The sequence below is a fragment of the Rahnella bruchi genome (assembly GCF_003614975.1).
GTDB lineage: Bacteria > Pseudomonadota > Gammaproteobacteria > Enterobacterales > Enterobacteriaceae > Rahnella > Rahnella bruchi.
Genome location: NZ_QZWI01000001.1, coordinates 762,142 through 775,833, shown reverse-complemented (window position 1 = coordinate 775,833; position 13,692 = coordinate 762,142). Strand labels below are relative to the sequence as shown.

Here is a 13,692-nt window from a genome sequence, read left to right as displayed (position 1 = left end):
GGCGTGTTTTTCATGACTGCCCTTTTTTAGGTGAAAAGCGCAACAGACGGTTTGCGTTGGCCACCACAGTGATGGAGGACAGCGCCATCGCCGCACCCGCCACTATCGGGCTGAGCAGGGTTCCGGTCAGCGGATAAAGCACACCGGCGGCGATCGGGATACCAATCACGTTGTACACAAAGGCACCCAGCAGGTTCTGCTTCATATTACGCAGCGTGGCCTGAGACATCGCCAGTGCATCGGCGACACCGTGCAGGCTCGGGCGCATCAGCGTAATGGCCGCGGTTTCGATCGCGACATCGCTGCCGCCACCCATCGCAATCCCTACATCCGCCTGAGCCAGCGCCGGGGCATCGTTAATGCCGTCACCAATCATGGCGACCTGCTGCCCTTTGGCCTGCAAAGCTTTGATGGCATCGGCTTTCCCTTCAGGACGCACACCGGCAATCACCCTATCAATCCCCGCCTGGGCCGCAATAGCTTGCGCGGTACGCGGATTGTCACCGGTCAGCATCACCAGCTGATACCCCAGCTGATGCAGGCGCTGCAACGCGCTGACGCTGTCTTCACGCAGCGGATCACGCAGGGCAAACAGCGCCGCAATTTTTCCGCTGGCGGCCAGTAATACCGGCGTTGCACCTTCTCCGGCCAGTTTGTCCAGCAGCGCATCGGCCGCCTGAGTATCGACGCCGTTTTCCTGCATCAGCGCCTGATTACCCAACAGCAGGGAATGTTCTTGTGCCTCGCCGCGCAAACCCAGCCCGCCAAGGGTACGGAAATTCGCGATCATGGGGATTTCCATTCCTTCTGCTTTTTCGACAATCGCCTGTGCCAGAGGATGATGTGAACCTTTTTCCAGTGCGGCGGCAAACCGTAAAGCCTGCTGCTCAGTGAAACCGCTGAACGTGTGAATGTCTGTCACTTTCGGCAGGCCTTCGGTCAGTGTTCCGGTTTTATCAAATACCAGCGTGGAAAGCGTACTGGCTTTTTGCAGCGCATCGGCATCACGCACCAGCACGCCAAACTCCGCGGCGCGTCCGACACCGGCGGTAATCGACATCGGTGTCGCCAGACCCAGCGCACAAGGACAGGCGATGATAAGCACCGTGGTGACAATCACCAGTGTGTACATCAGCTGTGGTTGCGGACCAAAGAAGTACCAGATGGCACCACTGAACAACGCAATCAGCACCACTACCGGTACGAAGACGGCTGAGATTTTATCTGCCAGCTTACCGATTTCAGGTTTACTGCTTTGAGCTTCGCGCACCAGATTAATAATGCGGGAAAGAGTGGTCTGGCTGCCGATGGCATCTGCGCGGAACAGCACGCTGCCGTCTTTGACCAGCGTACCGGCATGTACTTTTTCACCCTGAGATTTCTGCCGGGGGATCGGTTCGCCGGTCAGCATCGCCTCATCCATCCAGGCTTCGCCACTTTGAATTTCGCCGTCAACGGGTACGCGGTCACCGGTCGTCAGGCGCAACGTCATACCTTGCTGAACGTCAGCCAGCGGCAGAGTTTTCTCTCCCTGTTCGGTAACAACGCGTGCGGTCGGTGGCGTAAGATCTAACAGACGTTCGAGAGCCTGAGAGGAGCGCTGGCGTCCGCGTTGTTCCATCGCATGTCCGAGGTTAATCAGACCGATAATCATCACGCTGGCTTCGTAATAAAGATGCCGCGCCTGCATCGGGAACGCTTCCGGCCACAGACTGACCGCGAAGGAAAATATCCAGGCCGCGCCGGTACCGAGCGACACCAGCGTGTCCATATTGGCGCTGCCGTGCATCAGGCTTTTCCAGGCACTCCGGTAAAAATGGCCACCCGCTACTACCATGATCAGCAGCGTCAGCACACCGACGAAAAGCCAACCGGTCTGGTTACTGGCGGTCACCATCATTTCCCCGCCGAGTAATCCCCATAACATCATCGGGATACCGGCGGCTAAGCCGACAGCGGCCTGCCAGCTGAAGCGGATCATGCTTTTACGTGAGGTTTGTTGCTGGCGCTCACGACGTTTAGTTTCGTCGATAATAATTTCAGCGCCGTAACCGGCCTGTTCAACGGCGGCAATCAGGGCATTCTGATCAGCATTACCGCTGACCAGCGCACTGCGTTCAGCCAGATTGACCCGCGCCCGTTCGACACCGTCCACGCCTTCCAGCGCCCGCTGCACTTTACTGACGCAGCTGGCGCAGCTCATCCCGCTGAGCAACAGCTGTACGCTGTCGTCTGTGGTTTGTGTGGCATGAGTTTCTGCCGGAACAGGTGACGCCGCCGCTGACAGGGGTTCCGGCAAAACTTTCGCCTTATCGGTCAGCGGCTCAGATTTTGGGGATGCGTCTTCCACCACCTGTGCTTCATAACCGGCGTTAACCACGGCATCGACCAGGCTCTGGCTGCTGGCATCGCCTTTTACGATGGCTTTATCCAGAGAAACTTCAACGGCAGTCGTGCCTTCCACAGCTTCCAGCGCTTTACGCGTTGAAGCCACGCAGTGCCCGCAGGACAGGCCTTGCAGAGATAATACGGTGGTCGTCATGATTATTTTCCTTGGGTTAACTTCACTAAGGACAGAGGATAAACCTTCCAGCAAGGGGAAGGTCAAGCCGCAGTATTCGTTATTTTCATTTATCGTCCATTTACAATTTATTTAGAAACTTCTCAGCAGATTGGCTTATCGTTATCTCCCAAATTATATAACGATGAAGGGTAAGGGGATTTCGATGGCAAAGATGCAGACAACGCTTCTGCTGATGGCGGGATTAATGGCGGCACAGGTTTCACAAGCTGCTGACGATTTTCGTGTGACATACGCCGGTTCGATGGGCGTGGTAATGGACAAATATCTGGGTCCGGATTTCGCGAAAGAGAAGAAGGTAAATTATCAAGGACAAGGGCAGGGCGCTTACGGCATGGCGAACTTGCTGGCATCGAAAAAAGTCGTGGCGGACGTGTTTGTTTCAATCACGCCGGGGCCGGTTGAAATCCTGCAAAAAGCCGGAATGGCCGGGCAGGCAATCCCGGTTGCCAGCACCAGCATGGTGATCGCCTACAATCCGAAAGGCAAATACGCCGAAAAATTTGCAGCCATAAAAGACGGAAAAGCGGGCGCAGAACCGTGGTGGAAAGTGCTACAAACGCCGGGGCTGCAATTTGGCCGTACTGATCCGGTGAGCGATCCGCAAGGTCAGAACATCATTTTCACCATGATGCTGGCGGAAAACTACTATAAACAACCGGGGCTGGAAAAAGCGTTGCTGGGCGACGTGCAGAACCCTGAACAGATTTCCGGTGAAGGCGGACTGCTGACGCGACTGGAAGCCGGTCAGGTTGATGCCGCATCGGGCTACGAAAGCGCCACCCTTTCTGCCCATCTGCCGTACATCAAATTGCCGGATGAAATTAACCTGAGCAATCCGCAGATGAGCAAAGACTGGTACAGCAAAGTGACGTTCAATGTGAAAGATGCGACCGGCAAAGAGAAAAAGCTGAGCACGCAGCCGCTGGTGTTCTACGCGGTGGTGCTGAATAACGCGCCGCACCCTGAACTGGCGAAAGAGTTCATCAGCTATATGCAAAGCGCGAAGGGTCAGAAACTGTTTGAACAAAATGGTTATGACAAACCGAAAGGCGGAAACCTTTAAGTTGCGCGCGTCAGGACTGGCGGTTCCAGCGCTGGCACTGCTGATGGTGCCGTTTGTTACGCTGCTGTTCCTGACGCCGTGGTCAGATTTTCATCTGGCTTACGGCGACAGCCATGCGGTGGCGGTGTCGCTCGGACTCAGTCTGATTTCAGTGGGGCTGATTGTTCTGCTGGGTTTGCCGGTGGCATTCTGGCTGGCGAAAACGTCATCGCACTGGCGCAATGTTGTGGAAGTGCTGGTGCTGATCCCACTGCTTACCCCGCCGCTGGCAATGGGGATTTTGCTGGTGTCGGTTTACGGGCCTTACGGCTCGGTCGGGGAAATCCTGTCCGCTATCGGCATGACGCTCAATAACAATGCGCCCGCGTTCGTGCTGGCGCAGATTTATGGTGCGTTGCCATATTTTATACTCTCTGCGAGAGGTGCGCTGGAAGCGGTGCCGAAGGATGTGGAGGAGGCAGGGAAAACGCTCGGTGCTTCACCGTTTCAGGTGTTTATCCGCCTCACATTCCCGCTGGCCTCACGCGGGATTGCCGCCGGTGTGGCGATCGCCTGGGTGCGCGCTATAGGAGAGTTTGGCATCGTGATGGTGTTCTGCTATTTCCCGCAGGGCATTCCGGTCAAAATGTTTATTAACCTGCAAAACGACGGCGTGACTTCAGTGTATTCACTGCTGTGGATCCTGCTGATTGTGACGTTGCCTTTGCCGATGTGGCTGCTTCTGCGCACCAAAAAACACACCGTTGATTACAGCTGATCGTCTCGGATGGCGTATGATGTCCGTATCATGCGCAAAAAATCAGGTTGTCATGGAGGCGAAATGAACATCAGTGATGTGGCAAAAAAAACCGGTCTCACCAGTAAAGCGATTCGTTTTTATGAAGAGAAAGGGCTGGTCACGGCACCGGCCCGCAGCGAGAACGGCTACCGCAGCTATGCACAAAAACATATCGAAGAACTGACGTTATTACGTCAGGCGCGGCAGGTCGGATTTACGCTGGAAGAATGTCAGGAACTGGTGGCGTTATTCCACAATCCGGATCGCCACAGCGCGGACGTGAAAGCGCGGACATTAGAAAAGGCCGCCGAAATTGAGCGGCACATTGCAGAACTGAAAGCGATGCGTGAGCGCTTACTGACGCTGGCGGATGCTTGTCCGGGTGACGAAGGGGCGGACTGCCCGATCATTGATAATCTGTCCGGATGCAGCCACCAAAAGCAGCATTAACTGATATCGGGTTCTATGCGCAGCGTCGCGCCTTCCACGCTGGTGATAATCACTTTATCGCCGACGTTCAGCGGCGAGGCGCAAATTGCACGCCAGCTGCTGTCACCGATTTGCACCCGCGTGAACTGATTGTTCAACGGTTCCAGCACGGTGGCATGCGTGCCCACTAACTGCTGACCACGCTGGTTCAGCGCTGAATTTCCCGCAGATTTGTCCACCCGCTGATTCAGCCACTTCCACCACAGCCACGCCGCCAGAATAGTCAGCAGCGCAAATGCGGTACCCTGCCATTCCCATGGCAGCGGAATTATCCACGTGACAGCGCCTACCACCGCCGCTGCCACGCCGCTCCACAGCAAGTAACCACTCGCACCCACCAACTCTGCCGCCAGTAACAGGCCACCCAGAGACAGCCAGAATACGTGCGGATTTGCCATGAAATCATGCAGCATTATTTGCCGCCTTTGGTTTCTTTCAGCAGCTCAGCAATCCCGCCAATGGAGCCCATCAGACTGGTGGCATCCAGCGGCATCATGATGATTTTGCTGTTATTAGCCGTACCGATTTTGGTCAGCGCATCAGTATATTTTTGTGCCACGAAGTAGTTAATCGCCTGCACATCACCGGCCGCAATCGCTTCAGACACCATTTTGGTCGCCTGTGCTTCTGCTTCTGCCGCACGTTCACGCGCTTCAGCTTGCAGGAACGCCGACTGACGTTCACCTTCTGCTTTCAGAATTTGCGACTGCTTCTCACCTTCAGCACGTAAAATGGCGGACTGACGCACGCCTTCCGCTTCCAGAATATCGGCACGTTTTGTACGCTCGGCTTTCATCTGCGCGTTCATCGCGGAGATAAGTTCAGCAGGCGGACGCACGTCACGGATCTCGATACGGGTGATTTTTACGCCCCACGGATTGGTAGCTTCATCGACGATATGCAGCAAACGTGCGTTGATGTTGTCGCGTTGTGACAGCATTTCGTCAAGTTCCATTGAACCCAGAACTGTACGAAAATTAGTCATTGTCAAATTGACGATCGCCTGCTCAAGATTGCTGACTTCATACGCTGCGCGCGCCGGGTCAATCACCTGAATAAAGCAAACGGCGTCGATGGCCACATTGGCGTTATCGCGGGAAATCACTTCCTGGGAAGGAATGTCCAGCACCTGTTCCATCATATTGATTTTACGGCCGATACGGTCCACAAATGGCACGACCAGATTCAGGCCTGGCATCAGAGTCTTGGTATAGCGACCAAAGCGCTCGACGGTCCACTGATAACCCTGTGGCACGATTTTGATCCCGGCGTAAACCACCAGCAACGCCAGCACGATCAGAATAAGGATAGGAATGGGGATCAGATCAAACATAGTGTGAAACTCCTGTAAAACGGTGCACTGACTATTCCGGATGAAATAATCGAGTAAAAACATGTCCCTGGCACATCCGCCAACCGGCATAGTGTGTGTTCAATTGTCGCACAAATAACGGTTACATCGTATTAATAAAGGATAGTTCAGGGGACACAACTCGTGAAAAAGGCTGCGAATGATACGCAGCCTTTGAGTGGGTGGACGTTAAGCAGAGAAATGACCCGCTAACTTTTCATCAGAACTTATATTTCACCTGAATCATTCCTTCCTGAGACTGGTATCCCTGTTGCCAGCTGCCGGTGTAGCTCAGCATGGTGTGCAGATTTGGTGTGAGTTTGACGTCGACTCCCAGAGAATATTCGGCAATATCACGCCCTAAGGTGTTACCTGCAACACCAAATTCAGTGCCGTCATTGCTGTAAACTGTGCTGCTATTGTCATCCATCAGTTCCCGGCGATACGTCAGGTTGAGGTTTGGCGTCACCTCTTTGCCAGCAACAGTGAACGTGTTGTAAATACTGATACCTACATTCGGTTGTACACTTTGGTAGTTATCTGAATCACCACGAACTTTCATTTTGCCAATGACCGACCGGAATATTTCTTTGTCAGCCGACATGCTTTCGTCAAAGCCAGAATAATGAACATTCAGAGTATCTATGCCGATTTGCGGAACAATTTTGGTTTCCCCCAAAGCCAGCGGCCAGCTGACACTGAGCGCCGTAGAAATCGCTTCGGATGAAAAAGTACTTTTCCCTTCGCCCAGCGTGATGCCACTGCTGGTGACCTGACGCGTTGTATCGACAGGTGCATGGGTATATCCCAGCGAACCGCTCAGCACAAAATCTTCAAATCTCTCTGATGCAAAGGCATTGACGGCATAACGACTTGAAGAAGATGAAGCGCCGTCTGTAGAAAGGTCAAAATCTGAGTAATCGACAGAGAGACCGACGCGGCTATCCAGACCTTCGATATAACCGCCGACAGAAATCCCAGTGATGTCGGCGTCCAGAGCGGAATTGCCAGAACCTTTGCTGGTGTGCGGCGTAATCCACATTGCATCGTCACTGAAGCATTCACCTGAAATATTACAGGCCGATTTGGTGATGGGATTTAATGCCCAGTCAACCTGCTGCAGGCTGCGGGTGGTCGGTTTTTGCAAACCAATAGCCAGCATTTGCGGGTCATAGGCGTGAATATTGGCGGGGAGCACAACAAACGTTGGCTGTGGTTCTGCAGGTTCCGTCGGATCAACAGGATTTACCGGGTCGACAGGAATTACCGGGTCAACAGGGTCGACTGGAGTTACCGGGTTAACAGGGTCAACAGGAGTTACCGGGTCAACAGGGTCAACAGGAGTTACCGGGTCAACAGGGTCAACAGGAGTTACCGGGTCAACAGGGTCGACAGGAGTTACCGGGTCAACAGGGTCTACAGGAGTTACCGGGTCAACAGGATTCACTGCTGTCGTAAGCGTTACGCTCCTGTCAGTATAGCTCAAAGACTGGCTCATACTGTCGTTGCCCGTCTGAAGGTTATCATCAAATATTCCCGTGACACCACCGCCAGCGGTCAGAATTTCATACGTGCGTTCTGTGTAAGTGCCGGGCGCAAACAGTGTCTGCAAATGTCCGGCTAATTCTGCAACTCCAGTGATGGCCAGTTTTGAGGCACCCAGCAGGGGATCAATATCGATGAAAAGCGTGGCATCAGCGGTCTGGCTGTATTTGCCTTTAACACTAAATGTTTTTCCTGCGCCTGCCGGTCGGACATTGCCGTTATTGTAGACATTTCCGCCGACCGTGCCGTAGCCCTGCAATGTACCGAAAGGATCAACATTGATATTTCCGGCTAATTGCGCGTTGGTATGCGTTGCATCACCAACCATCAGTGTGCCTTCCTGAACCACTGTTTCCTGATTAAACGTATTCACTGCGTTGAGCACTGTGCTCCCCGAACCTTGTTTAAGAATGCTCCCGGCTGTGCCACTGATAATATTATTCAGGATCAGATCTTCATCGCTGTCGAACGCCAGACTGCCGCCGGTTATTTTAATTTTCCCGCCAGTGAGGGATTGCGCTGTTCCAAAGGCTAATTGTCCTTGACTGACTTCCAGTTCATTGACATAACCCTGGTTATTTCCGATAAGGACAAGGCTTCCTATTCCTTGCTTAACCACTTTACCCGTTCCTTCAGATTTGATATTTGCTGCAAGTTTCATGTCCTGCGCGGGAGCTAAATAAGCAATGCCTTTATTTTTCAGCAGTAAATCACCTGTAAAACCTGACGTATCGCCATAAAAACTGACACCCTGATTGCCGGAAATATTGAGTGTTCCGTTGCCGGTCAGCGTGCCATAAAGGCCGAGAACTTTTTTGAAAGAGTTATTATTTCCGACTAACGTTCCGCTGCTGGTGATATTAATATCACTTCGAAGTTTTGCCCCAGCACCGCCGCCATTGCCGTTAGTGCCTGATGCAATAGTACCGCCATCAAGAACCAATGTTTTTGCCGGCCCGGAAGTTTGGTCTAAATCCCGTAATTCGAGAGTTGTTCCTTTTCCGACTGTGAAGAAGCCCGTGCTGTTGCTTAACAAGCTGTTGTTACCGGTCCATTCCACTTTGCTTTGATTGAAAGTAATATCTCCGTTATCAAAGGGTGATGCGTCTAACTTGGTGGAAATATTATCAACGGTGAGGTGATGTCCATTTAGCTGATAAGCACCAATGGTTGCTTTATCGGATGTGCTATTGAATGTCATTATACTGTCATTTTTAAGGTTAATGCCCCCGATGCTGACAGCGCCGGAACGGGTATTCAGTAAACTGCCCGAGTCCAGTGTTATTGTATTTTCAAGGCTATAACCTGACAGATCAAGGATCGCATCTTTAGCCACAGTCACGTTATTAGTTGCCAGACCAAATCCAAGACTGTTATTGAGAACGGTTTTCCCGGATCTTAATAAGGTATCCCCGCTGAAGGTATTTGCACCTGTCAGAAATAAAGTGCCAAGCCCCATTTTATTCAGATGGATATTTGCCCCGGAGATAATACTGTTAAGTGTAATGTCGGCATTAACCAGCAAATTAAGTACTGAATCTTTATTATCTTGCGTTGAAATTATTTTGGAGAGTTGACTGCTTTTTTCAATATCCAGAGATGCGGTATGGCCGTTAAGATCGAGAATACTGCCATCTTCTAATATTAAGCGCGCCTTGTTGCCAATTGCTTCATCAACGCCCAGCTTCAGGGTTTCGTCACTTTTCATTGAAGATGCATTACTGGCATTGTAGCCCCGCAAGGTCACCAGACTTTGTAAATCATTTGCCTGGTTCAGAGTAATGACACTGCCCTGATTATCCTGCGCATCAATAGTAAGATTTTCATTTTTATCCAGAGTACTGTTTATCAGCACATCACCCGCCCCCGAGAAGTAATAGCCGGTTTTCGTGGCAGTGAGTGGCTGGTCAAGCATCAGCGTTTCGCCGGCCAGTGCTCCTAACGCTAACTTATCGAAATCACTGAGGTCGAAATCAAATTTTTTCGCCTGATCGATGTTGATCATTCCGGCAGAATCACGGGTGATATTTGATAAGAATTTTGAGCTGGCTGTTGCACCGTAACTCACCTTCAGGGTGCCATCTCCGAGAGAATCGTCAAAATCACCCATGAGGGTAATTCCTTGCCGTAACTCAATGTTTCCTAGCCAGTTGTCGTTGTGACTTTCTATACGAACGATGCCGTGGCTTTCCCCATTTCCCAGATACAACGCGTCGCCTAACGAGAGGCTACCTTTGATACCGACTGTGCCATCACCGCCCCCCAGATAGAATTCATCGGAGCTTGTCGTCAGTTTCTGTCCGAAAGTGCCGAGCGATAAATAATTACTGCTGCCGATATACAGTTCATCCGTCAGACTCTTAATATCAGCGGAAGAGGTTATAGCGCCATTGAGCGCAAGCACGCCCCGGGATGTGTCAGATATTGTATCCAGAATACTGGCGATGCTGCCGGCGTTGTCACCCACATCCAGAACACCTGTTTTCTCTATCGTCCAGCCGTCATGCTGTGAGCCCAGACCGGCGAGCGTGCTTACGATCACCCGGCCATCTGAAATCAGGCTGTTTCCGGTGAGCATATTGATACCGGTGATGAAAAGGGTGCCTGCACCTTCTTTGATGATGCGGCCTTTACCGGTTAAATCGGCATTGATTTGCACCCTGAACTTGTCGTCAGGTGTGACCCGGAGAGTAGAATTTTTTGTTGTTAAGTTAACACTACCGTCCAGATAAGCCCCTTCAAGAACACCTTGGGCATCACTGCTTGTCTCACCGCGCGAATCGACGACCAGGGTCGATGTATCATCTAGAACGAAATGTCCACGCGCTGTTGCATTGCGCCCGACGGTAAAACTGGCGTCAGTCAGATTGACCAGGCTGTCGCCCAAATCAAAGGTGGCTTTTTCATACTGAGTCGGGTCGATATATCCGCCGGCATGCAGGGTCAGAGCACCCTGAACCGCCAGTTTACCGGACGTAATATCCATTCCGCCGCGGGTATTGATATACCCTTTCAAAGTCCAGGATGAATCTTTGGTCGTCGGGGCATATACAAGATGTAGCAACCCGTCCTGAAGTGAGCCACCGTCGATAAAATTGCCCAGGTAGGTTTTAGGTCCGTTGCCGGTGAAGGTGAAAGTGGACTGCGCACCTGATTTTGTGGCAGCAATCGTCGCGCCGTTATCCATGTGGATAATGTCGTCCCAGCTAAGCGACTGGCCGTAGAGGTCAAGGATGCCGCCTCGGGTGCCGAAACCGACCTGGGTTCCGTCGAGCTGACCGGCGGCACCGAGCCGTACCGTACCGCGACCACTGCTGATATGTAATGTTTTCAGCGCTGATCCGCCGGCGCGTTGTAAAATAGTCAGCCCTTCACCGATGTTTAATCCCGCTTGATTATTTCCGTTACCGGCGATGATGAGCGTGCCTTCACCGAGTTTTCGCCAGATATCACCCACGCCACCGGTAAGTAAACTGGTGACAACAGCGCCTGCATTGATGATATAACCGGCACTGTTGAGCCTGCGACTGCTGTCGCCGCCGTCAGAAAGAGTATAATTCGAATTAAAGGTGATGGAACCTGCCCCTAAATTCAAATTACCTGAATTCAGCCGGAGAGTACCCCCCGCGCCCCCGAGGATCAGGTTTTTATTATTTTTAAAATCCGCATCGGCCAGAGTGGCTGAATCGATATCAGTACGTATCCCGTGATAATTAATGTATTTGCCATTGAGTATGAAATGACCTTCTCCGGTATACATATCCTGATAACCGACATCAATAATGTCATCGCTATTTAGCGTATTAATAGCGGGATCGTTAAAACTTTCAATAGTGGCTAGTGTCCAGTCCGGGGCTGCCCTTCCGATATTTGTCAGCGTGTCATATTGTTGTGCTCCGCTATGCGCCGAATGAATGCCAAGAAGTTTCCAGCTTTGTGATTTAGAATCCCAGCCCCAAATCCCGCTGCCGCTGTCGCCGGACATCGCACCGACATCTAATGCCGTTTTTTGCTGTTCAGTTAATTTATAATTGAAGGTGTAAACATCGCCGTTCTTGCTGATGTTGGTGATAATATTTGTACCACCAGCCAGTGGACCATAATCAATGGTGTCAGCGCCACCTCCCGCAAAAGCAATTGTCAGATATCCTCCACCTACGCGTGCAATTGCTAAGCCTTTCTTTAACTGGGATATATCGGTGAATAACTCCGAAGGCGCAGCATCCGTTACCAGCGTTCGTAACCTTGTCAGCTTATAGTCATCTCCCGCACTGATATCATAAGCGCGTTCAGTCACTTCATTCATTAATGTATAACTTGAAGCATTTTCGGCACCACTGAATAAGGTCGCATCAAGTTGCTGAAAACGTTTAGCAAAGGTGAGGTTGTCTGTGTAATTAACATGCGCTGCAGAAGGCGCAACCTGAGAAGTAATTAAGGTTGAAAACCCCCCGTCTGCACTTGAGCTAAAATCAGGAATAACGTTGAGGATGCCACTCATTGAACCATCTATATGATAGACCGGAACATTTAGCGCACCAGGAGAAAATACCCCGCGGTTTTCTGCGTAATCACGATAGACTTGTACGCTAATATCATCACGCATTAAAGCCGCTGACACATAATTTATTTGGCCGACGAATAGCATTGAAGAAATGAATGTTTTTTTAAATTTCATATAAAAACTCCATGTTTATGAAATATCACCAGCTTGGTGGTTTTAAAAAATTTTATTTTGTTACTTTTTTTGTTTTCTAGTAGACAGGCGGGCTACGTGGTTTTTTTTTGTGGGAGGTATACTACGGTTTTAATTAGTGGATGGGAATGATATTTGGTGATATAGGGCTATTCTGCTAGGTAAAATATTAATTAATTTGTATGCTTTATAATTGGTAAATGATGAATATAATTTAGTAATTAAAATGATAATTAGTTATTTATATGTGAGCATAAAAAAACCGGCACGAGGCCGGTGTTTGTAATTATAATTCTTGTGAATTAATACAGCAGGGAATATAACTGGCGGCGATATTTAGCAGCCAGCGCATCGCCGGTACCGAGAGCGGCCATAATATCCATCAGCGTTTTACGCGCCGCGCCGTTCGCCGCGCTTAAATCTTTTTTCAGCGGTGCTATCAGCAGTTCCAGGGCTTCTTCGTTACGCCCGACCTGATGCAATTGCAGGCTGAGCTTGACGATGAGTTCAGCGTTCTCAGGATCTTGTTGTAATTCCTGTTGCAGCAGCTGAATTTCCGGCGTATCAGCCGCCTGTTTCAGCAATTCAATTTGCGCAATCAGCCCCTGATAACGGGAGTCTTTATCCTGTAACGGAATGGTCGCCAGCACGGCTTGCGCATCTTCGGTGCGGTTTAAGTGAATTTGCGTTTCTGCCAGCAACAGACCGATATCACTGCGCTGATTGCTCAGCTGCCATGCATCTTTGAGCAACGGCAGGGCTTCAGCCACATTGCCGGCCTGCAACAGTTCCTGCGCCTGAGCCAGTTTCAGCTCTTCTTCTTTCGGCAGCACTTTTTGCAGCAGTTCGCGGATCACTTCTTCCGGCTGCGGCCCCTGGAAACCATCGACCGGCTGACCGTCTTTAAACAGGTAAACCGCAGGGATCGAACGCAGACCAAACTGCTGGGCAATCATCTGCTCGGTATCGCAGTCCACTTTCGCCAGAATCAGCTGACCGGCATATTCCACCGCCAGTTTGTCGAGGATCGGCCCCAGTTGCAGGCAGTGCTGGCTGCGTTCAGACCAGAAATAGAACATTACCGGCACAGACATGGATTGTTCCAGCGTCTGGTGCAGGTTTGTTTCGTTGATATCGATTACTGTAGGTTGTGCAAGCATGAATTCGTTCTCTCTGACTAAGGCGT

General features: G+C 51.0%; 8 protein-coding genes. 3 read left to right on the top strand and 5 right to left on the bottom strand.

The features are described 5' to 3' along the window. Positions 1 to 10: 10 nt before the first annotated feature. Entirely contained in the window at positions 11 to 2,542 is a 2,532-nt protein-coding gene (gene copA / locus D5398_RS03725; RefSeq protein ID WP_120506385.1) for a copper-exporting P-type ATPase CopA, read from the bottom strand. 193 nt (positions 2,543 to 2,735) lie between these two features. Here copA and D5398_RS03720 point away from each other — a divergent pair, with 193 nt between their 5' ends. From D5398_RS03720 to cueR, 3 genes are all read left to right on the top strand, one after another. Continuing rightward, entirely contained in the window at positions 2,736 to 3,647 is a 912-nt protein-coding gene (locus tag D5398_RS03720; protein WP_415838487.1) for an extracellular solute-binding protein, read from the top strand. Next, positions 3,619 to 4,404, top strand: a complete 786-nt coding sequence (locus D5398_RS03715; protein ID WP_208645866.1) for a molybdate ABC transporter permease subunit — start codon at positions 3,619 to 3,621, stop codon at positions 4,402 to 4,404. The genes D5398_RS03720 and D5398_RS03715 overlap by 29 nt, the downstream gene beginning before the upstream one ends. A 63-nt stretch (positions 4,405 to 4,467) precedes the next feature. Further along, positions 4,468 to 4,875: a Cu(I)-responsive transcriptional regulator gene (gene cueR, locus D5398_RS03710; RefSeq protein ID WP_120506382.1), complete on the top strand. Its 408-nt coding sequence runs from the start codon at positions 4,468 to 4,470 to the stop codon at positions 4,873 to 4,875. On the opposite strand, the gene D5398_RS03705 is transcribed toward cueR, so the two are convergent. From D5398_RS03705 to D5398_RS03690, 4 genes are all read right to left on the bottom strand, one after another. Beyond that, the gene (locus D5398_RS03705) at positions 4,872 to 5,327 is read right to left on the bottom strand and encodes an NfeD family protein (RefSeq protein ID WP_120506381.1); all 456 of its coding nucleotides are present in this window, start codon (positions 5,325 to 5,327) and stop codon (positions 4,872 to 4,874) included. The two genes, cueR and D5398_RS03705, sit on opposite strands and share 4 nt — an antisense overlap. Then, a complete protein-coding gene (locus D5398_RS03700) occupies positions 5,327 to 6,247 on the bottom strand; it encodes an SPFH domain-containing protein (RefSeq protein ID WP_120506380.1) in 921 nt (306 codons plus the stop codon). Before D5398_RS03700 ends, D5398_RS03705 begins: the two co-directional genes overlap by 1 nt. Before the next feature lie 238 nt (positions 6,248 to 6,485). Continuing rightward, positions 6,486 to 12,488 (bottom strand): S6 family peptidase, encoded by a 6,003-nt coding sequence (locus D5398_RS03695; RefSeq protein WP_120506379.1) that lies wholly within the window; start codon positions 12,486 to 12,488, stop codon positions 6,486 to 6,488. Between the two features lie 320 nt (positions 12,489 to 12,808). After that, complete coding sequence (locus D5398_RS03690) at positions 12,809 to 13,666, bottom strand: co-chaperone YbbN (protein ID WP_120506378.1); 858 nt, start codon at positions 13,664 to 13,666, stop codon at positions 12,809 to 12,811. Positions 13,667 to 13,692: the final 26 nt, after the last annotated feature.

What these genes read in the sequence shown, in the direction of transcription:
- D5398_RS03695 (WP_120506379.1), bottom strand. Translation starts at nt 12,488, where the DNA reads ATGAAATTTAAAAAAACATTCATTTCTTCAATGCTATTCGTCGGCCAA.
- cueR (WP_120506382.1), top strand. Translation starts at nt 4,468, where the DNA reads ATGAACATCAGTGATGTGGCAAAAAAAACCGGTCTCACCAGTAAAGCG.
- D5398_RS03720 (WP_415838487.1), top strand. Translation starts at nt 2,736, where the DNA reads ATGCAGACAACGCTTCTGCTGATGGCGGGATTAATGGCGGCACAGGTT.
- D5398_RS03690 (WP_120506378.1), bottom strand. Translation starts at nt 13,666, where the DNA reads ATGCTTGCACAACCTACAGTAATCGATATCAACGAAACAAACCTGCAC.
- copA (WP_120506385.1), bottom strand. Translation starts at nt 2,542, where the DNA reads ATGACGACCACCGTATTATCTCTGCAAGGCCTGTCCTGCGGGCACTGC.
- D5398_RS03715 (WP_208645866.1), top strand. Translation starts at nt 3,619, where the DNA reads ATGACAAACCGAAAGGCGGAAACCTTTAAGTTGCGCGCGTCAGGACTG.
- D5398_RS03705 (WP_120506381.1), bottom strand. Translation starts at nt 5,327, where the DNA reads ATGCTGCATGATTTCATGGCAAATCCGCACGTATTCTGGCTGTCTCTG.
- D5398_RS03700 (WP_120506380.1), bottom strand. Translation starts at nt 6,247, where the DNA reads ATGTTTGATCTGATCCCCATTCCTATCCTTATTCTGATCGTGCTGGCG.